The organism is Nostoc sp., assembly GCF_036917615.1.
Lineage (GTDB): Bacteria > Cyanobacteriota > Cyanobacteriia > Cyanobacteriales > Nostocaceae > Nostoc.
The window spans coordinates 116,735-138,773 of the sequence record NZ_JBALCZ010000019.1 but is presented as its reverse complement, the minus strand read 5'-3'; the positions used below and the strand labels follow the sequence as shown (position 1 = coordinate 138,773).

Genomic DNA, 22,039 nt, shown 5'->3' with positions numbered 1-22,039 from the left:
TCCATGAGTCTGATTCTTCCCAAACACACCCTATCCCGTCGGCGGTTACTGCAACTATCTGGACTTTCAGGGGTAGGCTTTCTTTTAGGTGGCTGTGGGACAAATTTGTTCTCAGATAATGTGTGGCAAATATCTGAGCCACTAAACCAACGTCTGGAAGCACTCCTGCTAACTCAAAAAGCAGTACCTGAATTTCCTGTCAGTGCCATAGAAGCAGACAAATTGCTGATTAATACCTTTGACTTTACCCCGCAAATTGATCCGGCGCAGTTTCGGCTGAAGATTGATGGCGAGGTTAGTAATCCCATGCAATTGAGCATGGGGGATATTCAAAAACTTCCTTTGACTTCAATGGTAATTCGCCATGTCTGTGTTGAAGGCTGGGCTGCGATCGTTGAATGGGGAGGCGTGCGATTACGAGACTTGGTAGCGCTGGTACAGCCTAAGTCAAATGTCCGCTATGTCTACTTCAAATCTGCTGATGGCTATTATGAAAGCTGGGATCTGGCCTCTGCTATCCATCCGCAAACTCTCATGGCTTATCAAAAGAATGGACAACCTTTATCAGTTGATAATGGTGCGCCGATGCGCCTAGCATCCCCAATTAAACTGGGCTACAAGCAAAGCAAGTGGGTGACTCAAATTACCTTCGTCAGCAATTTGTCACCTACTAAAGGCTATTGGGAGGATCAGGGCTATGAGTGGTTTGCAGGGTTATAGTCAGGCGATATGCGACTTATTCTTGTAATATGTCATTGCGATCGCAACGAAGTCGAGTTATAGCTATTTTCAGGTAGATAGACCACGCGGTAGGGGCGCAAGGCCTTGCGCCCCTACGACAGATGTGGTTAAAATACTTGAATTCTGCTGTAAGCAATCGTCAGGGTTTGAGATTGCCACGGTGCGATCGCAATTGATTTGTGTTTAACCGCAGATGGTATGATAGCGATCGCCTCAAGAAAAGCGATCTGTTTTCACCAAAAAAGGCTACAGCATTAATCTGGTAGACTTTTCAAGGTATTTTGTATTCCTGCAAAAGTCGAATGAACTGATGCTGATTAATTGGCTCAGGGTTTTTCAATGAGAACATCAAAGACTCATTAACTTGTGATTGCGGTCGTAATGTAGTGCAGCAAAGCAATCACCAGGACTCAGAGATTGCTTAATTCCGCTTTGCTCCCGCAATGACAATTGGACATTTTTATTACTTGGATTACTCTAACGGAGCTAAAAGCCTCGTTAACGGAGCTAAAAGACTCGTTGACGGAGATAAAATACTCGTTAACGGAGATAAAATACTCGTTAACGGAGATAAAAGACTCGTTGACGGAGTTCAAAGACTCATTAATCTATCTCAATTAGCTCCCTATCCCGTCCAGCACTCAAAGTACTGGGCTAATAGCCTAAGTCCACTCAAGTGGACTGCAATTAATCTCAAAAAATTGCTTAAACCAATTCACAAAAACCCTGATACATATAGATATTTCGTAGGGGCACGGCATTGCCGTGCCCTTACCAACGTATTTGTATCATTATTAAAGTAAATTTGTATTAGTCCTCTTTAGAGGAGTTAAGCTATTAGACTGGAATTTGAATCCCAAGCGGGTAATGCAGCCGATGCAGATTACCTAAATTACTGAAACCAAACGGGAGACAAAAGCAACCATTCTCCTGAATCAAGGCTGACAATTGCGCCGCAAGTCTTCCAGATATTCACGAATGCTTATTGTCTTGGGATGATTTGTCCCCAACCGTTTTTCAGCGCTCGCCAAAGCTTCGATATACAAAGGTTCGGCATCGCTGTACCTTCCCTGTGATTTGTAGAGTCCTGCCAAATTGTTCAGGCTAATTGCCACATCTGGGTGTTCATCCCCCAGCAGACGTTTATACATCTCTAAAGCTTGGATAAACAGGGGTTCGGCATCGCTGTATCTTCCCTGTAAATAGTAGAGTCCTGCCAAATTGTTCAGGCTAATTGCTACATCCAGGTGTTCATCCCCCAAACGTTCTCTAGCATCTAATAAACTTTGCTCACGCCAAGGTAAAGCTTGCGCGTAGGCTCCTTGACCTTGGTAAAATCTACCTAAGCCTACAGAAGGCACGATTAAATCATCATCGCTTAACCAAGCTTGGTAAACTGTGGCAGTTTCCGCAAGGTGAGGGATGGCAGGAGTTGCTTGAGCAATTTCTCTCAATGTGGGTGTGTTAGGAATATCTTTTGCTACTACTACTATTGCTTGACAAAAGCCGCGCTTGAGTTCATCAGCTTCAGCCAAATCTTCTAACTTCTGCTGCAATAATTCCCGAATGCGTTCGTGAACTTGATACGTGTCCTCTGCCAATTCTTGCAGCAAATAACGCTCAACTAAAATAGTGCAGTTAGCTTTGAGGTCAAATTCCAAATCGCTATAACTTGCTGCTGATTCAACCATTGACCAAGGGATAGGAGCCAAGGCAAACAAACTCAACAGACAAGCCAATTTTTGCGCCTCTGGTTCCAAGCTTTGCCAATTCAACTCAAAAGCTGCTGCTACACCAGACTCGCCGTCTGTTGCTTGCTTTTGTAGCTGTGCGAGAATGTCTGCTAGCATAATACTCTCCTTGGCTTACGGCAGATAGCCGCTATTTGGTAAATTCCAATGGCGATATAACCGACATATTCGCAAAGTTTTTTTGCTGTTTCCGTGTCCTGTTGAACATATTCATCCCCCAACAGCTTCGCTAATAATTCTAAGGCTGCCTCTGGTGACAACTCACCTAGCGGCAGTGATGGATATATTAACCCTGTGTTTTGACGAGTGGTAATTAACACCTTAAACCGAGAACCTTTAGGTGGTAGATAAAGTTTAATTTGCATCCAGTCTTTGACATCATCAAATACTAATAAAACTTTGCCAGCTTGCCAATTCTTCCAGCAATAAGCAACTTGACCTGCTAGGCTTAATCTATCCGGTGGATTAAAGTTAGGTAAATTCACAACTCCAAACTCTACTAACTGGGTTCCCAAATCAATACCTTGGGGATTTAACCAACAACACCCGCCAGAATAATCTTCTAAATATTGCCATGAGTATTGAATAGCTAACTCTGTTTTACCCACGCCACCTTGCCCAGTCACATCGGTAATAGCCACAACATCATTTGCTTGCAATAGCTGATGCAATTGTTCTATTTGCTCATCCCTCCCGACAAACTTACGAGCTTGACTCTGTGGGATGTTATGCGGGATATCAAACGGGTTGAAATGAAATTTTTCAATATCTCCATCCCAACTGCGGGAATAAAAATAAGTCGGCAGTTGTTTTTTATCTAAACTGGTAAATCGCTGCTTAACTGCCTCAGTAACTTCCCTCATATCCGGCGGAAAAGTTCCATTAGCTTCAGCAAAAGCCTCTCTCACAGCTTGAGAAAAGTATCCTGTTTTATTTTCAGAATTTACCTCAGCTTTTTCTCCTTCCCGCGTAGCCAGTAACACAAATTGTTGACTATCTTTATGTGGCTGTCCACTCAAAAAAGCTTTGCCACCTAAGTTAGTTGGTTTTCCCTTCGACTCTAAAACATAATTGGCACAAGCATCAATAATACAAATATGATTCCGAATCTGAAATTTATCGGAACCCAACAAAACTAATAAAGAATTCAAATCTAAATTCTGCCAATTCTGTTTATTTGCATCAGCACAAATCAACCGACGCTCTCGTTCTGAGGTAATCAAACCATGTCCCGCCCAAAAAATGTAGAGTAAATCTCCCGACTGTGGGGATAAAAAGTTAGTCACAATGTCGGAGATATTTTGCTCAGTTGCTAACTCTACAGTTAACCCACATTCCCCAATTAACTGATGATTTTCTTCCAGTGCTGATAAACATAACCGAATATTTTCCTTCGGTACACCGCGCCGATGCAGCCAATGAGCAAATTTCAGCGCGTCATCGGCTGGCCCCCCACCCGTCACATTCCAAGCAGTTTCGTGGTACTTTTCAATACCCACAATTAACCCAAAAGTCCGCTCAGATCTAGCCATCAACAGCATGATGACCTAGCCTCTCATGGTTTTTACCCCACCCTAACCCTCCCCTTACAAAGGGGAGGGAACTAGATTTCCGGCTTCCCCCCTTTCCAAGGGGGGATTGAGGGGGGTAATTTGACTTGTGTGTACGCCGTAGCCTTGTAAAGGAGAGGTTTGGAGAGGGGTTTTCTAGATACCGTAAAAAGTAAACCATTATGGCAACCTCGGAATAATCGCCTCCCAGGTTTTAGGATTTGTCCAATAAGCACCGTGGGAACGGGGAAAGGGTTGTCTGCTATCCACTCGCACATCCTGCACTCTATCAGGAAAAATTTTCTTACCAACGTAACTGAGAAAATCCCGTAAATCGTAGATATTCAACCATTCCGGGAAATGCTCTGGCAATAACTGTCCATATTCTAAGCTGTAGAGGGCGTTAATCTCATATAAAAATGGTGCTTGGGAACCAACTGTTACCAATAATTCCACCTGAGAAAACTGCTGCTGCACTAGCAAATCTACACAAGCGATACCTCCCAAACTATGGGCGATTAAAACCACTGGCGATTCTGCTTCTTCAATTTGTTGTTGGATAAACGCCCTGATTTTTTCACCCCGCGTTTGATACAACAAAATATCACCAGGCATAGGCGAAATTTTATCAGTTAACTCAAAGCGGTTTCCTCTGACATAATTGGTTCCGATTGGCAAAGCTAGTTCAATAAGTGGCTTTAATAACCAGCCACCCAATCCTAACTCCGCCTCTCCCAAAGCCAGAGTCAGCAATTCCACAACTTTATCCCGCAATTGGGCATCAGTGAGTATTAAAGGAAATTTTTCTTGTTGTTCGCAAATAAACATTGCTTGAGCGACAAATGCTCTAGCTATTGGTGCATAATATTCACTCAAATCAGATTCAGAAACTGTGAGCAATGCCTGATCATACGGTTCACTGCGAATCACAGCCTCTCGTGCTTCTGGAAATATCTCTGCAATTCCCGCCTCTTGCAACTTAACCTGCAATTCCGATGTCGGCGTGAGACTCGCTACACGAGATTGTAAAACATCCCCTGGATCATCCCCAAAAGCATTTCCTGACTCAATAGGTTTCAAAGACAACAGCCGCAATTCATACAGAGGGTCGCGGTATAATTGCCGCCAGAGTACAATATCTGCATCTTCTTCTAGCTGAGATAAAGCCAGTGTGGCATCCTCCAAGGGTACTGATGCCCGATTATCATTGAACTTTGCACCTAATGCACCCCAAAGACAGGGAGCAACTTTGATGTCAGGACGTTGAGCGTGAATCTTTTGCTCAATTATCTCAAAGGTATCGTTGTATTCTCGTTCTCTAATGCCAGTACCATGTACAAATATTACAGTAGTCATTATTTTAAGGGTGGCTAGCGACTGCAAAGCTTCTCCTCTGTATTATTCATGACCACGTTATCTGATACAACAGGACTTCCCGTGAAAAGCTAGGTATTACAGCGGTTTTAAATCGCGTAGACTACAGCCGAACAGTTCGTCATAAGAGGATAGGCATTGCAATCCCTACTTACTGTGGTCTATTCAGATAAAATCCGCTGTATGGCTATTGAAAATCGCTCTAAGTTACCTTTAAACCAATACGCTTGATGTTACCTAACCCTCCTTAAAAAGGAGGGAATTAAGCCCCCCCTTAAAAGGGGGGTTGGGGGGATCTTCTGGGGCAAAATATCACTAACACCAAGCGTATTGACCCTTAAACCTTAGTCATGAGAAATCTTGATATCTCTGCATGTGCCAACACAGCACCAGGTTCGCGCTGGAGAGCATTGTAATACTTTCTCTCGAAGGTATTGCCTGTTTCTAACGGTATAATCAGCGTGCGGACATTAGCAATCAACTTTTCAAAATCGTCCATCGCTATCGGTTCATCTGCTTCGAGCATTTCATCAACTTGCACAACCACCTCAGAAATACGATGTAGCCAAGCAAATTGTTCATGAGCGATAACTAGCTGAAGTAGTTCTCCGCTTGATACTCGTCCACTAACCTGTTCGTAGGCAATGCGTTCTGTCTCCAGCAACATCTTGTGAAGATGGAGTAATTTGTTTCGTAAATCACGCAGATATTGATGTTGACGTATTCTTTGTGAAAGTGTGTTAGAAGTCAATGTTACCCATCCTGTCATTACAATAGTCTTCAATGGCTTAAATTATTTCTGTGTCGCTATTCATCACGAATAGACTGTAGCGAACAACTGGTTTGTTGAGTGATACACTAGCGATGAGTAGCATATCCAATGGTGGGGTAGACGCTTGCCAGGAGGCTTGCTGCTCTGATCAGAACTTCTCCTTCTCTTGAAGATGCTCCGCTCCATGTAGGCCCCGTATGGGTACGGAAACAGCACTCAACATACATCGTGGCTTACTTACTGTCTTGTGCAAACAGCACCATTAGCCATCTGCCCAACCTCAGTTCATATATTCGGTTTCCTTGCTAAGAAGCATTATAGTCAACATATCTTTTTATAGCCGTTATATCTTATATTCGATTAATCATATATTAGCATAAACTTATAACAAGTACATAGTGTAGAACCTATCGAGAAAATGTCAATTATGGGAAAACTGTCTTCATGTCCCTAGCATATATAATTCTAGGTCTTCTTCAGCAGCAAGAAATGACAGGCTACGACCTCAAAACGAGCTGCTTTGATCAATGCATTGCCCATTTGTGGCCAGCAGACCAGGCACAAATTTACAGAACTCTCGATAAGCTAGTTGAGCAAGGCTGGATTACCTGTAAGATTGAGATTCAGCATGATCGCCCCAACCGTAAAGTCTACAGTGTGACGGAGCCAGGGAAAGCCGAATTCGCCCGATGGCTTGGGACTGATCAACCCTTGCCGACTATCCGAGAACCTTTGCTCGTCCAGTTACATTTTGCAGATCAGTTGTCGAATGAAACTATCATTCACCTACTGGAGCAACAAGTGGCAGATCGAAGCAAAAAGCTTGCTGAATGTGAAACCATCGATTTGCCATCACTCGGTGATGAGTCTGCCGACCGTGAGCAGGTAATGCAAAGGCTTGTGCTGGAGTTGGTGCTCCGAAGAGAACAGACTTACATTGATTGGTTGAAGATAGCGATCAGTGTTATCAGTTACCAAAAGCCATATGCATCACATTACCAGATTCTTTGACACTTGCCAGCACTAAAGCTACGGACATTCCTTTTCAAATATTTCAAACCTTTTCTCACACTATGTTGCATTAGCTGATGCATTGTGAATGGTGAGTAGTCTAATATATTTATCGTATCATGTTCACAACAGTTAAAACTGCTAATCGCTTACATTCCGATGTTTGATACCATTGACAAAAAACTTTGCAACACATGAATGGGCTGTAGGGGCGTACATTTGTACGCCCCTACCCATGTATCTGTATCAGGTATTTCGTAAAATGGTGTAAAGCCGTTGGCTCTAGCTTGTTTTTCTGTAACTCTCATAAATCAAGACAATGGTAACAATAGCAGTCAATCCGTATCTTGATCACAATTTTGCTCCAATCCATGAAGAAATCACCACTGACAAATTACTAGTCATTGGTGAACTACCCCCTGATCTATCCGGGATGTTTGTCCGAAATGGCCCTAACCCTCAATGGGCACCCATCGGTGAATATCATTGGTTTGACGGGGATGGGATGTTGCATGGTGTGCGAATTAGCAACGGCGTAGCTACTTATCGAAACCGCTACGTCCAAACAGCTGGATGGAAAAAAGAACGAGATGCGGGTAAGGCTCTCTGGACAGGATTGTTGGAACCACGGCAGATGGATAACCCCCCCGGCCCCCGCAAAAATACTGGCAACACTGCTCTAGTGTGGCACGCTGGTCAGATGTTGGCGCTGAACGAGGGAGGTAAACCTCACGCCATCAAGCTTCCTGAATTAGAAACCATTGGCGAGTATAGCTACAATGGCAAGCCGGTTTCTGCCTTCACAGCCCATCCCAAGGTAGACCCGGTTACAGGCGAGATGATATTCTTTGGCTACTCTGTGTTAACGCCACCATACCTGCAATATAGTGTGGTTTCAGCACAAGGGGAACTGTTGTGGACAGTGCCAATTGACCTGCCAATCGGAGTGATGATGCACGATTTCGCCATCACAGAAAACTACACGATATTTATGGATTTGCCGCTGACTTTTAGCATCGAGCGAGCGCAACGCGGAGAACCTGTAATGATGTTTGAGCGCGATCGCCCAAGTCGTTTTGGCATTCTACCACGTTACGGTGACAACAGTAATATCCGCTGGTTTGAGAGTCCCTCTTGCTACGTCTTCCATACCCTCAACGCTTACGAAGAGGGAGATGAAGTGGTGCTTATTGCCTGTCGCATGAGTTCTACTACTGTTTTGAGTTCTGATGATTCGCAACCCGACCCAGAAGCAGATATCCCGCGCTTGCATCGCTGGCGGTTTAATCTCAACACGGGGACAGTGCGTGAAGAGATGTTAGACGATGTAGCTTCAGAATTTCCCCGCATCAACGAAAATCTATTGGGGCGAGAAACCCGATATGGCTACAGTAACAAAATGGCTAATAGTCCCCTACCTCTATTTGAAGGGATAATTAAGTACGACTTCAGCAGTGGACAGTCTCAAATCCATAAATTCGGACAGGGGCGGTATGGCGGTGAAGCTGTGTTTGCGCCGCGTCCTGGTGCAATTGCTGAGGATGATGGTTGGCTTATGACTTTCCTCCACGATCAGAATTCAAACACTTCAGAATTAGTAGTGGTGAATGCCCAAGATGTGACCGCTGAACCTGTAGCACGGGTGATAATTCCTCAACGTGTGCCTTATGGCTTTCATGGGGCTTGGGTTGCTGAAGAATATATTGCTTCTCGGTTGAGTTCAATACAGACCTAACCCCCAGCCCCTTCCCTACAAGGGAAGGGGGGTAAGATTCAAAGGCTCTGACGCCACTTTAAGTCGGCAGAGCCGCCCAACGCAGTGGCTCCTCCTTTTAGGAGAGAGGTTTGGAGTGAGGTCAAAGTGTATTGCATACAAACGAGAAGCGCTATAGTGGGTAATTTGACGGATTCGTAATGAACCCTATTGGGTTCATTACCTACTTAAGAATTGTTAGCGTTGATCAACAGGCTTGAGCGAAGCATTATGCATGTTAACAGAGGAAAGGTTGAGAGCAAGTATCTTTTTTGGCAAATCGCCTACAGACGGAATGCTATTTTATCAACAAATCAAAAACCTTGATTCCCTCTTGTAAGAACGATTTTATCGCCTGATCTTATTTTTCTCTATACCCCCCAGCATAGTCAATTACACAAATTGTTCTATATGATTTGTGAGTTCCATAAGCAACGCCAGACACTTTAAAAGCGCCGTTAAAAATGTTTGTTCTATGACCGCGATCGCGCACACCATCATCAATAATTAACTGCATAACAATATCTTGAGCGGTGTTTGGGCCATAACTGATATTTTCACCTGCGGTTGTTTGCCATCTACCATAGCGGTTGATGCGATTAAAGGGGTTGCTACCATCGCTACCATCATGACCTGTAGCACCTTTTGGGCCTTGGTCTTTCACATGATCTTTTGCTCCTAAAGACATACCTTTAGATGCACTCAACGCCCCCACAGGACGTGCTGATTTCAGAAATGCGATCGCTTCATCGACTGCTTCAACTCCTTCTTGGGTTCGCAAATAGCTATTCTTAGAAATTTTGACTTGATTCCCTTGGAAGCGCTTTCTATATTTTTCGATAATCGGCAGATATGCTTTGGGATTCGTCCGTACTTTATTTGTTTCAACAATTACCTGTTGTTCCAGCGGTGAAAGGTAACTCGCTTTTGCTAATAAAGTCGGACTAGTTTGTTGAACTACTGCTGGGTTAGAGTTTGTCACAGATGGGTTAGATTGAAACACTTGATTTGAGCAGCCGAATATTAGGGTAAGTGGCAAAAATACCCAAAATTTCATGGGATGCATTCATTACCTCACAATTTTTTCTATGGATTAATTTAGTGAATTAGAATAAACAATAATTTTCAACACACAGAGAAGTTTGTAGACGCTTCTTGATTCAGAATTGTCAGATATCAGAACTTGGATCATTCCCCTAACAAGAACGGAAATGAGTTGATCGAGAGTATAGATAACGTTGGGATCGTCTTTGTTACTTAAGTTTTAACAATTACTATGTAATACTTGTTAAGACTTAGTTATTAGTGAAACGTAAAGCACAAAAAATAGTTTTACTTTATTACGCCTGATTTTAAGTGCAATAATTCAGAACCTTCGATATTTGTAGCCACTCCCTAACTCCAATTATTTCTCCCTATACCCATCAGCGTAATTAATTACACAAATTGTTCTATATATTTTGTGAATTCCATAAGCAACACCAGACACTTTAAAAGTACCGTTAAAAATGTTTTTTCTATGACTGCGATCGGGCACACTATCATCAATAATTAATTGCATGACGATATCTTGAGCAGTGTTATAGCCATAAATGATATTTTCGCCTTCGATTGTTTGCCATTTACCATAGCGGTTGATGCGAGTAGAGGGGGTGCTACCATCGCTACCATCATGACCTGTGGCACCTTTTGGGCCTTGGTCTTTAACGTGGTCTTTTGCTGCTAAAGACATACCTTTAGATACACTCAATGCTCCCACAGGAGGTGCTGATTTCAAAAATGCGATCGCCTCATCAACTGCTTTGACTCCTTCTTGAGTTTGCCAATAAGTATTATTAGAAATATTGACTAGGTTTCCCTCAAAGCGCTTCCTATAGTTTTCTAAAATCGGGAGGTATGATTGAGGATTTGCTCGTACCTTATTTGTTTCAACAATTACCTCTTGTTCCAACGATGAAAGGTAACTCACTTTTGATAAAGTCGGACTAGTTTGTGGAACTACTGCTGGGTTAGAGTAGGCTACAGATTGGTTAGATTGAAACAGTTGGTTTAAGCAGCCAAATATCAACCCAATTGGCAAAAACACCCAAAATTTAAGGCGACGCATCCATTACCTCACAATTTTTCAGTGGATTAATAGTTTGAATGAATTAGAAAAAATAAATCTGCAAAGACTTCTGTGGCATCTTGTAACCTCGATAATACTAAAATATAAATAATAACAAAAATTTTTTCATTTTCTGATGCCTGCTTGCAAATTTACACTTTGAGAAACCAGTGTTGGCGATACATCAGAACACCAACAGCCCACCATAACAACACGGTGACTAGGGCAAACAACAGGGAACCATTCAGCGCCCCTGCCCAAGATGTAAAAAAATTATGGTATATCCAATTGTAGGTACTGGGAGCGTCTTTGCCTGTGCCGATAGTGGTTTTCACTAAGATTTTAATCAACAAAACGGATGGAACGAAAAGAGCGATCGCATTTAAGCCCATAATTTCAAAAGGTTTACTCCAGCGACGATTCAGCCGGACTTCGATGAGTTCATAACAAGCTGCAAGCAAAAGTAACGCCCAACCGCTGGTAAAGACTACATAGGAACTTGTCCACAGCTTTTTGTTGATGGGGAATGTCCACCCCCACGCCCAACCGATAATTAAGCAACCAATTCCAAATAATCCTAAACCTATACTTGTACGTGACTGTACAGGTTGGCTGCGTATCCATTGTCCAGTGAAGTAGCCAGCGAGGACGCTTACTATCGCAGGAATAGTACTGAACAGTCCCTCTGGATCTCCCATAAAGTTGAAACCATCACCCTTGTATAAATGTGCTTTGGGAATAATCAGGCGGTCAATATAAGCGCCAAAGTTACCTTCCCGCGTCAAAACTCCCGCACCATAATCGGGCACTGGTAGATAGATCATCGTTAGCCAGTAGCCGATAAGTAGTACTGCTGCCAGTATCCATTGACCTTTACGCGGGAGGTTGAGAACAGCTACCGAAGCCAGCAGATAGGTAAGGCTAATGCGCTGCAACACCCCCATAATCCGAATACTACTCAAGTCAAAAGTCCAAATACCCTGATTCCAAAAGCCATTTAGTAGCAATCCCAAGGTAAAGAGAATGGCAGCGCGGCGCAATATCCGCAAGTAAATAGTTGAGGTTGGTTTATTAGCTTCGGTGTACTTTGACAGCGAGAAAGTCATCGCCACACCGACAATAAAAAGAAAGAAGGGGAATACCAAGTCAGTTGGTGTGCAACCGTGCCAATCGGCGTGAGCTAAGGGAGGATATACATCATCTGCGACTCCCGCCATATTGACGAGAATCATACCAGCGATCGTAATGCCGCGAAAAACATCCAGTGAAGTTAGGCGCATAAGCGGAATTTTATGTTAGATGAGTGTCTAAGCTACCCCGCTTGATGCAGGTAATCAAGCAAAATTTCTAGACTAAAATACAAGTTAAAATTTTGTTAAGTAATTACCACGACTCGCTATGCCAATTAAAGTTGGAGATACTGCTCCTAATTTCACTCTACCTGCCCAAAACGGCTCAACAGTTAGCCTCCAAGATTTTCGCGGCAAAAAAGCTGTTATCCTATATTTTTATCCCAAGGATGACACACCCGGTTGTACGACTGAATCTTGCGCCTTTCGCGATCAGTATGAAGTGTTTAAAACCGCTGGTGCTGAAGTTGTCGGCGTCAGTGCTGACTCCAGCGAATCTCACCAACGATTTGCGGCGAAATACAATCTACCTTTTACCCTGTTAACCGACAAAGGCGACCAAGTGCGGAAGCTATATGGCGCAACAGCGGCTTTTGGCTTATTCCCTGGTCGCGTTACTTACGTCATTGACCAACAGGGAGTTGTGCAATATGTGTTTGATTCAATGTTTAACTTTAAAGGTCATGTTGAGGAAGCGCTGAAAACTTTGCAACAACTTGCGGCTAAGTAGGAGTCGTTCAATTTTGGATTTTAGATTTTAGATTTTAGATTTTAGATTTTTTATGCAATCCAAAATCCAAAATTCAAAATCTAAAATTGGTAGAGTTAGGAGTTAGGAGTTATTTCTACCCTATCTCCCTACTCTCTACTCCCTATTTATTCGAGGGCGACTTTTCCGGCATGACAATATTAGCGTGGGTTGACTTGCCATTCTTGCCGTTAGTATGACCGTTACCATTGCGGGGATGAATCACACCATAACCGCCGTGGTTACGTTCGTAAATTACATTAATCTCTCCAGTTTCAGAATTGCGGAACATATAAAAGTCGTGTCCCACGAGTTGCAGTTGTTCTAAGGCTTCTGTAAAGGTCATCGGCGGCATGGAAAAATATTTGGTGCGGACGACTTCGTTGGGTAGTTCGGGGGTGCGATCGCCAATTAAATCTGTGACTACTGATTCTGCAACAACTACTTCTGTTGGTTGGGCTTGAGTTTTCTGGTCTTGACGCCGTTCTTTATATTTCCGCAGTTGACGAGCAATTTTATCTGCAACTAAGTCAATGCTGGCATAGAGGCTTTCGCTGCTTTCCTCGGCACGGATAACGCTACCATTTGCATAAATAGTTACTTCAGCCGCTTGTCTAGGACTAATTCGGGGATTACGGGCTACGCTAAGATGCACATCCACTTCATTTGTAATGCTCTGAAAGTGACTAACTGCTTTTTCAATCTTTTGATGTACATACTCACGAATTGCATCGGTGATTTCAATATTTTTGCCGTGGATGACAAGCTTCATGTAAACTCTCCCGGTGAATATTTGGATGTGTGAATTTGCTTTGTATGAAAAGAAGTTGCGGTAAGATATATTACTTACGCCAAAACAAATTGTGAACTATATTGTATATACTGCTGGTAAGCTGTCTCTAAGCTTGCTGCATCTAAGTTGTTGTCAAGTATACCCTTGATTTCCCTCCTCATCTCTGCGCTGATGTCCAATTGGATGCCCACTTAGAACTCTTGGGTGAGGAAATCTGAGTGGTAGCTCCCGTGACTACCTTCTCCTTTAAAGGAATGCTTACAGAACTGTTGATAGTTGCTCCTTCTGTGTTCGATTCAGGTTTGCTTGCTGTTGTTCAAGAATACAAGTCTTTGTGGAAGTTTGATTCTGTGTGAAATGCAAACAATATAATTAGAGTCATCAGCCAGTACATTCGTTCTTATTGTTTTGGCGTGATGCTTATTGCAGAAAATTCCTCCTAAAACCTATTCAGGTTAATATTCAAGCTAGCACTTTGTTTTTTCTAATGCAGGTTCCCTTGACTTTCCTTTAAAATCCTTTGCAAAGCTTGACATTTGTTAACTCCAATCCTCTAACTTGAAATAGATTTCGTTCCCAATCCCAATTGATTTTTGGCATGATCCATAGTAATGAACCACACAAAAACCGTTGTTTACTGTATAACCAAGGATTAATGCCTTATTTAGAAGCTCATAGATGGCAGCGATCGCTCCTGACTGAGCGTATCCATGACCCCAGTCTAGATGACGTGTTAATTTTGCTAGAACATCCACCTGTCTATACTCTGGGACAGGGAGCCAACTCAGATTTTCTCAAATTTGATATTGACAAAGGGGAATATGATGTGCATCGAGTTGAACGAGGCGGTGAGGTTACTTACCATTGTCCCGGTCAACTGGTGGGGTATCCAATTTTAAATCTGCAACGTTATCGTAAAGACCTTCATTGGTACTTACGGCAACTCGAAGAAGTCATAATTCGTCTATTAGCAATTTATGGATTGCAGGGAGAAAGAATTCCGGCTTTTACTGGTGTTTGGTTACAAGGGCGAAAAGTTGCGGCTATTGGGATTAAAGTTAGCCGTTGGATTACCATGCACGGCTTTGCATTAAATGTTTGTCCTGATATGACAGGGTTTGAGCGCATTGTACCCTGCGGTATTCCTGATAAACCTGTAGGCAGTTTAGCTGAATGGATTCCAGGAATCACTTGCCAAGAAGTGCGTTTTTATCTAGCCCAGTCCTTTGCCGAAGTCTTTGACGTGGAATTAGTCGAGTCGCAGCCTGAAGGATTTTTCCGGTTTGAGTAAATTCAGCTTGTAATTATGTAATAAATACTATAGCAGTCCTATTTAAATTGTGAGACACTCATGAGAGTAGTCCATATTTAATAGTATCAAAATAACTATTTAACTTCGGTTATCAAAGCTATAATCTGATTATTTACAAATTTTTATACTAACTTTTTACGGCTCTCAAGCACAACTTTGCGCGTGAATTACTCAAATAATCTCCAGGTATATGCCCCATCGTTAACGTTTCTGAGAGAAGGTGATTGGATAGCTTTGATAGAACTCTTTGATAGAGACGACGGTGATGAAATTGAAGCCGATATCAACAGTAGTTTATTTTGGCTGATACCTGAACCATGTTGGGAAGATGATCCCTTTGATTTCTTGCGCGAATATCTTTAAATAGTGGTGTTAGTGGATAGCTACACATTTCCCAACTTTTTCTCCAGAAAAAAGCCCCACCGACTGATGGGGATGAAGACTGATAGATTTTTAGCACTTTTCTCTGTTAGGGGTGCGCTTGGCTTTAGTCTCTATCTATTCACTTCTCCTAATGGAGAGCTATCAGGGCTAGGTGATGAACTAATGACATATTCAGGGTAGGCTGGTATGCCATGCTCGTGTAAATCCAAACCCTCCAATTCGCCTTCTTTCGACACACGCAGTGTCCCGGTCAAATTTACCAAATACATCAACCCCATTGCCACAGCGAATGTAGACACAGTAATAATTAGGTTGCCGATAACTTGTGCGCTCAACACCTGTATCCCCCCACCATAAAACAGACCTCTTAATGGCGCAGAGACATCAGGTAAGATGGGGCCACTCGCACCGAATTCACCAGTGGCAAACAAGCCCAGCGACCACGTTCCCCAGATCCCGCAAAAACCATGTACAGGAACTGCACCAATGGGGTCGTCAATCCGAAGCCATTCCAACAGGTCTATGCCTAGAATGACAACTACGCCAGCTACCGCCCCAATGATGATAGAACCTGTCGGATTCACCCAATAGCAAGGGCAAGTAATCGCAACCAAACCCGCCAAGAACCCGTTGACTGTGAAGCTCAAATCCCACTTTTTTGTTTTCGGATATCCGAAAAACAGTGCCGACAGACCACCTGCACATGCTGCCAAGGTAGTATTGGCAGCAACCCGTCCAGTCCCCACAAAGTCCATCGCTGAAAGTGTTGAGCCGGGGTTGAAACCGTACCAACCGAACCACAGAATCAGACCGCCGGAAGCAGCAATTACAAGGTCATGGGGTAACATCGGCCCACCACCGTCGCGCTTGAACCGACGACCCAAACGCGGGCCGAGGGCGATCGCACCCGCTAGGGCAATGAATCCCCCAATAGTGTGAACAACTGTAGAGCCTGCAAAGTCATGGAAGCCAGTTCCCAAGAAGGGCAGGAAACCATCTTTGCTGCCCATCGTTACCAGAAAACCGTCTGGCCCCCAAGCCCAGTGTCCGATAATTGGGTAGATGAATCCAGAAACGCCAAAGCTGTAGAGAAGATCGCCAATAAACCCTGTCCGCCCAATCATCGCCCCAGAGGTAATCGTCGAGCAGGTGTCTGCAAAGGCAAACTGAAACAGCCAAAATGCCAGGAACGCCACACCTGAACTTTCATAGGTGGCAGGAGACCCTTGCAAGAAAAACCAATTCAGTCCAATCAAGCCGTTACCATGACTGAACATGAAAGCAAAGCCCCAGGCATAGAACAATAAACCGCAAAGGCAGGTGTCAACGATGCACTCCATCAAGACATTGACGGTTTCACGAGAGCGACAGAAACCTGCTTCCAGCATCGTAAAACCTACCTGCATTGCAAATACTAGGAAGGCAGCTAGCAGCGTCCAGAGGGTATTAATCGGGTTAACGATGTCATTGCCTTTGAGTACTGGATCAGCTGCTAGAGCTGGCGTTTCTATTAAATTGGGGATGAAGGCAAATACTATGAACAGCATCATGATAGCCATAGCCTTGCCCAGGAGTAGTAAGTAACCGTAGCGTCTCCACTCCGGATCACGTAAACGCTGTCCCAATCGTGCCAACTTGTTAACTTGCTGACTTTGCCCAGCAGTCGTCGGCATTTTCTTCATTGTGATGAATTGCTGATGCTTAAAGAGGAAAAAGCCTTTCTTGACTGGGGTAGATCCCGCCTTCACGAAAAAGATAATAAAGCTTGTTACCAAATAGCCGAATATGTTGAGGCAATTTCGGCTGTTTTTTCCCAAATAACTACAAGTCTTAAATAAGATAGTTTTTAGTCTGTCTCTGTTTTTACCCACTAAGTAAAACCTCCATTAAGGTAAGTATTTTTAAACAACTCCAACCTCAATTGTCAGTCAAGCTGTTGAGGAAGAATCTGAAGGTATTTAGTCAAATCAACTTCAGCATGATTCTCTCAAAATCTACAGCCCATCACGCTAGGATGGTTGCGGCGGCATCATCAACAACAAAGAAGAAGTTTTTCTGTAAGTCTTTAACCACATTTTTCTAATATCAAAAACCCTGATATTGTAAGAAATCTAAATGTTCCTTTACAGGAATAAACTAAGAAATTTGACTAATTGTTTATTTTTGACTGACAATAAACTGTATTAAATAATACAGTTTATTGTCAGATGTCGCATCAAGTTACTCCTGACACATCAGATATAACGACTGTATTCTTTGCAGTACTAGTATTTCCCGATATTAAAATAGAAACATTCAGAATATTATTAATTTTATATACAACAAGTTAATAACTTGTTACTTTTTTTGTTCACAGCCTCATGAATATCGTCACACTTTCGTCATAATTTTGTCATATCTTCGTCAATCTGACCCAACTCAAAACGATTGAATCTCAGTCAAAATTGAATGCTTTTAAAAATCAATTAGGCGAGTATTTACCTAAATAGATAAAAGGGTATCTTAAGTGTGAAGATACCCAGGTGCTTAAGAAAAATAATGTAAACAAGTTATGAATTTACCACACAATATCTGTATAGGACTTGGCGCTGGTGTGTCAGTGGTGTGTATTGGCATGGCGATTTTTGCTAAAGTCAGACTTTAGACTCAACGGCTTGAAAAGCTTCCTTATCATTTTTGGGCAAGTTAGTAAATCAAAAAAGTGCTTTCTGTAATTCTTCTTTATAACGTGTCTAATTTTGCACTTACTTTGTCACGCCCCCGGATGGGCTATCTCCCATAAGTGGGGTAACATTGCTTGAAACTTAACGAAACAAGAGGTGGAGAAATTCCACAAATTCCATAACTTGCTGCTGTTTGTCTGCTGAAAGTACCCGCCACTTTTCTAATAACTCTTGTTCTACATTCAGGTTTTTGGTGCGTTACTACAGTTAGTTTTTAAACTGCTTTGAGACGACTGAGGAAAATACGTAGGCGATCGCTTTGCGGATTGGTCAATACTTCATAAGCTGGACCTTGTTCTGTCACAATACCTTTGTCTAAAAATATCACCTGATCGGCTACTTCCTTTGCAAATTGCATTTCATGGGTGACAACCACCATTGTCATCCCTTCTGATGCCAATTGCTGCATAACTTGCAAAACTTCGCCGACAAGTTCGGGATCTAAGGCGCTGGTGGGTTCGTCAAATAGCATGATTTGGGGATTCATACATAAGCTCCGAGCGATCGCTACTCGTTGCTTTTGTCCGCCAGAAAGTTGTTCGGGATAAGCAGAGGCTTTGTCATGTAAGCCAACTTTTTCTAAATACAATCTCGCTAGTTGGGCGCTTTCCTTCGGTGTTTTACCCAATACTTTCCGAGGGGCGAGTGTCATATTTTCTAGGACACTGAGATGGGGAAACAGGTTGAACTGTTGGAAAACCATACCTACTTGTGTTCGTAGTTGCCGCAGTTGGTTATAGTTGACAGTGGGTCGTGATAAGTTGATCCCGTTGATTATTAAACGCCCCTTGTTAATGGTTTCTAGGCGGTTAAAGCAGCGTAGTAGGGTACTTTTACCACAGCCGGAGGAACCGATAACTGCAACAACTTCTCCCCGATTGATTTCGCCTGTGATTCCTTTAAGGACTTTTAGGGGACCAAAGTTTTTTTCGATATTGTCAAAAATAATGGCGGGGATGGTATTGTTCATTACTTATGTCAAGCTGTTCTACAGTTGATTGTAAGGTTTTTATGTATACGTGCAGTAGTCCTAAAAAACGCCTCAGAATGAATTCTGAGGCTAATAGCTCAAGTCTTCTTTAGAAGACTAAGTAAGGGTTTTAGTCTATTGAAGTAGACTTTAGCTAAAAGCCTGTGAAATTTATTTCTTGGCGGGAACTTGAACAAACCGCAGAGGCGCAGAGAGCGCAGAGGGGGAGAGAAAATAATATGGCTAAATTTAGTTTTATCTGTTGGCTGCGCTGGTGTGTGGTTGTAGGTTTTAGCTGTTTGTTACTGGCTGGCTGTGGTGTGAATCCTAGTGCTGGGAAAACTCTACGGGTTGCTACTGAACCGGCGTTTCCACCTTTTGAGTTTCAAGAACAAGGTGGTAAGTTACAGGGTTTTTCCATTGATTTGATGAATGCGATCGCAGTTGCAGCTAACTTTAAGGTGGATTTTCAAAGTCTGCCTTTTGATGGCATTATCCCAGCTTTGGGAGCCAAAACGGTAGATGCGGCGATTAGTTCGATCACGATTACAGAGGAGAGGGCAAAGACGATTTCTTTTTCCCGCCCTTATTTTAAAGCTGGGTTAGCGATCGCAATCCGCGCAGATAATCAAAATATTACTGGCTTTGACAGTCTCAAAAATAAAAAAATTGCGGTACAAGTTGGTACAACTGGGGCTGCAAAGGCTAAGAGTATTCCTGGAGTGCAAATTCGCAGTTTTGATTCAGCACCTTTAGCCCTGCAAGAATTGCTTAATGCTAATGTGGATGCGGTAATTAATGATGCACCAGTGACTTTGTATGCTATTAATACGGGTAATCTCAAGGGAATTAAAATAGTACAGCAATTGCTGACGGAGGAATTTTACGGGATTGCTACAGCTAAAAATTCGCCGAATTTGGCATTAATAAACAACGGTTTCGATAGGGTGCTGAAAAATGGCACTTATTCCCAAATTTATCGAAAATGGTTTAAAGCCGAGCCGCCATCATTACCAGTTAAATCACCATTTGAGAATCAGACTAGCGCTCGCGCACCTAAAATATTAACCTCAATTGGCGTGATTTTGCAGGCTTTTCCGACTTTATTACAGGGAGCTTTGGTAACGTTGCAATTGACAATGCTTTCTGTAGTGTTTGGTTTAATTGGGGGTTCCTTGATTGGTATTGTCCGCCTTTCTCATGTTGCACTTTTGCGTTGGGTGGCGAGGGCGTATGTGGATTTTTTCCGGGGAACGCCTTTGTTAGTGCAAATTTTTATGATTTACTTCGGTTTACCAGCAATTTTACAAGAACTTGGTTTGACATTTACTTTTGATCGTTTGGTAGCTGGAGTAATTGCCTTAAGTTTGAATAGTGCTGCATACATTGCCGAAGTTGTCCGTGCTGGAATTCAATCAATTGAAACAGGACAAGCAGAAGCTGCACAATCGTTAGGTTTAAGTTCTATGCAAACCATGAGTTATGTAATTTTTCCCCAAGCTTTCCGGCGGATGATCCCACCTTTAGGTAATGAGTTTATCAGTTTGTTGAAAGATACAAGCTTAGTTGCAGTGATTGGTTTTGAAGAATTGTTTCGCAAAGGACAGCTAATTGTCGCCGATAATTATCGCGCTTTTGAAATTTACGCGGCTGTAGCTTTGGTGTATCTATGCTTGACGTTACTTTCTTCACAGGCATTTAGTCGCTTAGAAGTGTGGATGAATCCGGTTAAGCGGCAAAACAAGTACGATACCTAATAATTTTTAAGTGATTTTTCAGACTTACTTTAATTTAGAATTGCCAATGTCAATTAACTTTTAAGGTAAGCACTAAGTACAGTTTTGCGTAAAAGCGTAACGTTTTTAATGCAGCCGACGCATTAACGATGTAAGCTGACACATTAACGATGCAGCCGACACATTAACAATGTAAGCCGATGCATTGACAATGTAAGCTGACGCATTAACGATGTAAGCCGACGCATTAACAATGTAAGCCGACGCATTAACAATGTAAGCTGACACATTGACAATGTAAGCCGACGCATTGACAATGTAAGCTGACGCATTGGCATTGCAGGGTATTGCCCAATCATTTTACCTAGAGCGATCGCACAAAAACTTAAATTCCACCAAACAAGAAGCAAAAACAAGTTTAAACCTCATCTATGTTAAGAACCGTAGTTTTTGCCCTCGCCCTAAATCCCTCTCCCCTTACTTGGGAGAGGGACTTCTTTCCGGCTCCCCTTCTCCCAAATTTGGGAGAAGGGACTGGGGGATGAGGGTTTTTTGTTTTCATACGGAAAGAACTACAATTTTCAAAGTGGACGCGGTTTAATATTGACTAGTACTTACGCAAAATATCTCTCAAACTCTCATTTCTCCGTGTCCTCTACGCCTCTGCGGTTCGTTATTCCATAACTCGTGCGTAAGTCCTATTGACGTTAAAAACTTTTCCCCCACTAGTTAATCGCTATCCTTTGATTATCTTCCTAGCGACAAAAACTCTCTTGTTTATTATCCTTTACAGTATTGCGATCGCAGAACTTGTGATAAATGCGGGATAAATGGTGCCTTCCGAGTCGTAGACAATTTCCAATCTGCCACAGCAGAAATTGATATATATAAATGTCTTCTCAGCCAAAAGTTAAATAATTATAACTATTGATAGTATTTATACAAATATGTATCTATATCAAGAAAAAATATCTTAATTGTTTAGCGTTATTTTCTAGTTACTATAATATTGGCATAAATATCTGTCTTATAAATAAAAATACTTAAATTCAGTCATTTAGTAAATAATTATATTGACGGAATATTAACACACTGAGGCTAATAAAGATAAATTAGATAAAATAGAAATTAAAAATTAGTAATCATAGCATTATAAGTATTGACAAATGAATTGTTGATAAAGG

19 protein-coding genes are annotated in these 22,039 nt (G+C 42.4%); 8 read left to right on the top strand and 11 right to left on the bottom strand.

The features are described 5' to 3' along the window. Positions 1-3 precede the first annotated feature (3 nt). Positions 4-720 carry a molybdopterin-dependent oxidoreductase gene (locus V7K85_RS06130; RefSeq protein ID WP_334811820.1) on the top strand — a complete coding sequence of 239 codons (717 nt, stop codon included), beginning with the start codon at positions 4-6 and terminating at the stop codon, positions 718-720. Between the two features lie 956 nt (positions 721-1,676). Here the strand turns inward: V7K85_RS06130 and V7K85_RS06125 are convergent. The 4 genes from V7K85_RS06125 to V7K85_RS06110 all read right to left on the bottom strand — a co-directional run bounded on the left by V7K85_RS06125 (position 1,677) and on the right by V7K85_RS06110 (position 6,167). Further along, positions 1,677-2,591, bottom strand: a complete 915-nt coding sequence (locus V7K85_RS06125; RefSeq protein ID WP_334811818.1) for a tetratricopeptide repeat protein — start codon at positions 2,589-2,591, stop codon at positions 1,677-1,679. Further along, complete coding sequence (locus tag V7K85_RS06120) at positions 2,585-4,024, bottom strand: NB-ARC domain-containing protein,Caspase domain-containing protein (RefSeq protein WP_334811816.1); 1,440 nt, start codon at positions 4,022-4,024, stop codon at positions 2,585-2,587. Before V7K85_RS06120 ends, V7K85_RS06125 begins: the two co-directional genes overlap by 7 nt. Before the next feature lie 198 nt (positions 4,025-4,222). Then, on the bottom strand, positions 4,223-5,398 hold the full coding sequence (locus V7K85_RS06115; RefSeq protein ID WP_334811814.1) for a hypothetical protein: 1,176 nt from the start codon (positions 5,396-5,398) through the stop codon (positions 4,223-4,225). A gap of 355 nt (positions 5,399-5,753) precedes the next feature. Next, positions 5,754-6,167 (bottom strand): hypothetical protein, encoded by a 414-nt coding sequence (locus tag V7K85_RS06110; protein WP_334811812.1) that lies wholly within the window; start codon positions 6,165-6,167, stop codon positions 5,754-5,756. A 465-nt stretch (positions 6,168-6,632) separates the two neighbouring features. On the opposite strand from V7K85_RS06110, the gene V7K85_RS06105 reads away from it, so the two are divergent. Next, positions 6,633-7,199, top strand: a complete 567-nt coding sequence (locus V7K85_RS06105; protein WP_334811809.1) for a PadR family transcriptional regulator — start codon at positions 6,633-6,635, stop codon at positions 7,197-7,199. A gap of 149 nt (positions 7,200-7,348) precedes the next feature. Here the strand turns inward: V7K85_RS06105 and V7K85_RS06100 are convergent, their stop codons facing one another. Further along, positions 7,349-7,507, bottom strand: coding sequence for a hypothetical protein (locus V7K85_RS06100; protein WP_334811807.1), 159 nt, complete (start codon positions 7,505-7,507; stop codon positions 7,349-7,351). An 11-nt stretch (positions 7,508-7,518) separates the two neighbouring features. Between V7K85_RS06100 and V7K85_RS06095 the strand changes: the two genes are divergently transcribed. Continuing rightward, on the top strand, positions 7,519-8,934 hold the full coding sequence (locus tag V7K85_RS06095; RefSeq protein ID WP_334811805.1) for a carotenoid oxygenase family protein: 1,416 nt from the start codon (positions 7,519-7,521) through the stop codon (positions 8,932-8,934). 379 nt (positions 8,935-9,313) lie between these two features. On the opposite strand, the gene V7K85_RS06090 is transcribed toward V7K85_RS06095, so the two are convergent. From V7K85_RS06090 to V7K85_RS06080, 3 genes are all read right to left on the bottom strand, one after another. After that, the gene (locus tag V7K85_RS06090; protein ID WP_334811803.1) at positions 9,314-10,018 is read right to left on the bottom strand and encodes a CAP domain-containing protein; all 705 of its coding nucleotides are present in this window, start codon (positions 10,016-10,018) and stop codon (positions 9,314-9,316) included. Positions 10,019-10,357: 339 nt separating this feature from the next. Next, on the bottom strand, positions 10,358-11,059 hold the full coding sequence (locus V7K85_RS06085) for a CAP domain-containing protein (RefSeq protein WP_334811801.1): 702 nt from the start codon (positions 11,057-11,059) through the stop codon (positions 10,358-10,360). A gap of 152 nt (positions 11,060-11,211) precedes the next feature. Further along, positions 11,212-12,339, bottom strand: coding sequence for an acyltransferase family protein (locus tag V7K85_RS06080; protein WP_334811799.1), 1,128 nt, complete (start codon positions 12,337-12,339; stop codon positions 11,212-11,214). A gap of 118 nt (positions 12,340-12,457) precedes the next feature. Here V7K85_RS06080 and V7K85_RS06075 point away from each other — a divergent pair, with 118 nt between their 5' ends. Next, on the top strand, positions 12,458-12,919 hold the full coding sequence (locus V7K85_RS06075) for a peroxiredoxin (protein WP_334811797.1): 462 nt from the start codon (positions 12,458-12,460) through the stop codon (positions 12,917-12,919). A gap of 142 nt (positions 12,920-13,061) precedes the next feature. On the opposite strand, the gene hpf is transcribed toward V7K85_RS06075, so the two are convergent. After that, positions 13,062-13,709, bottom strand: coding sequence for a ribosome hibernation-promoting factor, HPF/YfiA family (gene hpf, locus V7K85_RS06070; protein ID WP_334811795.1), 648 nt, complete (start codon positions 13,707-13,709; stop codon positions 13,062-13,064). 239 nt (positions 13,710-13,948) lie between these two features. On the opposite strand from hpf, the gene V7K85_RS06065 reads away from it, so the two are divergent. From V7K85_RS06065 to V7K85_RS06055, 3 genes are all read left to right on the top strand, one after another. Then, positions 13,949-14,086: a hypothetical protein gene (locus V7K85_RS06065; RefSeq protein WP_334811793.1), complete on the top strand. Its 138-nt coding sequence runs from the start codon at positions 13,949-13,951 to the stop codon at positions 14,084-14,086. Between the two features lie 242 nt (positions 14,087-14,328). Beyond that, positions 14,329-15,021, top strand: coding sequence for a lipoyl(octanoyl) transferase LipB (gene lipB / locus V7K85_RS06060; RefSeq protein WP_334811790.1), 693 nt, complete (start codon positions 14,329-14,331; stop codon positions 15,019-15,021). A 183-nt stretch (positions 15,022-15,204) separates the two neighbouring features. Continuing rightward, positions 15,205-15,405, top strand: coding sequence for a hypothetical protein (locus tag V7K85_RS06055; RefSeq protein ID WP_273763239.1), 201 nt, complete (start codon positions 15,205-15,207; stop codon positions 15,403-15,405). A 131-nt stretch (positions 15,406-15,536) separates the two neighbouring features. Here V7K85_RS06055 and V7K85_RS06050 read toward each other — a convergent pair whose 3' ends face one another. Further along, on the bottom strand, positions 15,537-17,099 hold the full coding sequence (locus V7K85_RS06050; protein WP_334811788.1) for an ammonium transporter: 1,563 nt from the start codon (positions 17,097-17,099) through the stop codon (positions 15,537-15,539). A gap of 1,264 nt (positions 17,100-18,363) precedes the next feature. Next, the gene (locus V7K85_RS06045; protein WP_334811787.1) at positions 18,364-19,119 is read right to left on the bottom strand and encodes an amino acid ABC transporter ATP-binding protein; all 756 of its coding nucleotides are present in this window, start codon (positions 19,117-19,119) and stop codon (positions 18,364-18,366) included. A gap of 239 nt (positions 19,120-19,358) precedes the next feature. Here V7K85_RS06045 and V7K85_RS06040 point away from each other — a divergent pair, with 239 nt between their 5' ends. Next, positions 19,359-20,876 (top strand): ABC transporter permease subunit, encoded by a 1,518-nt coding sequence (locus V7K85_RS06040; protein ID WP_334812038.1) that lies wholly within the window; start codon positions 19,359-19,361, stop codon positions 20,874-20,876. Positions 20,877-22,039: the final 1,163 nt, after the last annotated feature.

What these genes read in the sequence shown, in the direction of transcription:
- V7K85_RS06130 (WP_334811820.1), top strand. Translation starts at nt 4, where the DNA reads ATGAGTCTGATTCTTCCCAAACACACCCTATCCCGTCGGCGGTTACTG.
- V7K85_RS06125 (WP_334811818.1), bottom strand. Translation starts at nt 2,591, where the DNA reads ATGCTAGCAGACATTCTCGCACAGCTACAAAAGCAAGCAACAGACGGC.
- V7K85_RS06120 (WP_334811816.1), bottom strand. Translation starts at nt 4,024, where the DNA reads ATGGCTAGATCTGAGCGGACTTTTGGGTTAATTGTGGGTATTGAAAAG.
- V7K85_RS06115 (WP_334811814.1), bottom strand. Translation starts at nt 5,398, where the DNA reads ATGACTACTGTAATATTTGTACATGGTACTGGCATTAGAGAACGAGAA.
- V7K85_RS06105 (WP_334811809.1), top strand. Translation starts at nt 6,633, where the DNA reads ATGTCCCTAGCATATATAATTCTAGGTCTTCTTCAGCAGCAAGAAATG.
- V7K85_RS06100 (WP_334811807.1), bottom strand. Translation starts at nt 7,507, where the DNA reads ATGAGAGTTACAGAAAAACAAGCTAGAGCCAACGGCTTTACACCATTT.
- V7K85_RS06095 (WP_334811805.1), top strand. Translation starts at nt 7,519, where the DNA reads ATGGTAACAATAGCAGTCAATCCGTATCTTGATCACAATTTTGCTCCA.
- V7K85_RS06090 (WP_334811803.1), bottom strand. Translation starts at nt 10,018, where the DNA reads ATGCATCCCATGAAATTTTGGGTATTTTTGCCACTTACCCTAATATTC.
- V7K85_RS06085 (WP_334811801.1), bottom strand. Translation starts at nt 11,059, where the DNA reads ATGCGTCGCCTTAAATTTTGGGTGTTTTTGCCAATTGGGTTGATATTT.
- V7K85_RS06080 (WP_334811799.1), bottom strand. Translation starts at nt 12,339, where the DNA reads ATGCGCCTAACTTCACTGGATGTTTTTCGCGGCATTACGATCGCTGGT.
- V7K85_RS06075 (WP_334811797.1), top strand. Translation starts at nt 12,458, where the DNA reads ATGCCAATTAAAGTTGGAGATACTGCTCCTAATTTCACTCTACCTGCC.
- hpf (WP_334811795.1), bottom strand. Translation starts at nt 13,709, where the DNA reads ATGAAGCTTGTCATCCACGGCAAAAATATTGAAATCACCGATGCAATT.
- lipB (WP_334811790.1), top strand. Translation starts at nt 14,329, where the DNA reads ATGATCCATAGTAATGAACCACACAAAAACCGTTGTTTACTGTATAAC.
- V7K85_RS06050 (WP_334811788.1), bottom strand. Translation starts at nt 17,099, where the DNA reads ATGCCGACGACTGCTGGGCAAAGTCAGCAAGTTAACAAGTTGGCACGA.
- V7K85_RS06045 (WP_334811787.1), bottom strand. Translation starts at nt 19,119, where the DNA reads ATGAACAATACCATCCCCGCCATTATTTTTGACAATATCGAAAAAAAC.
- V7K85_RS06040 (WP_334812038.1), top strand. Translation starts at nt 19,359, where the DNA reads ATGGCTAAATTTAGTTTTATCTGTTGGCTGCGCTGGTGTGTGGTTGTA.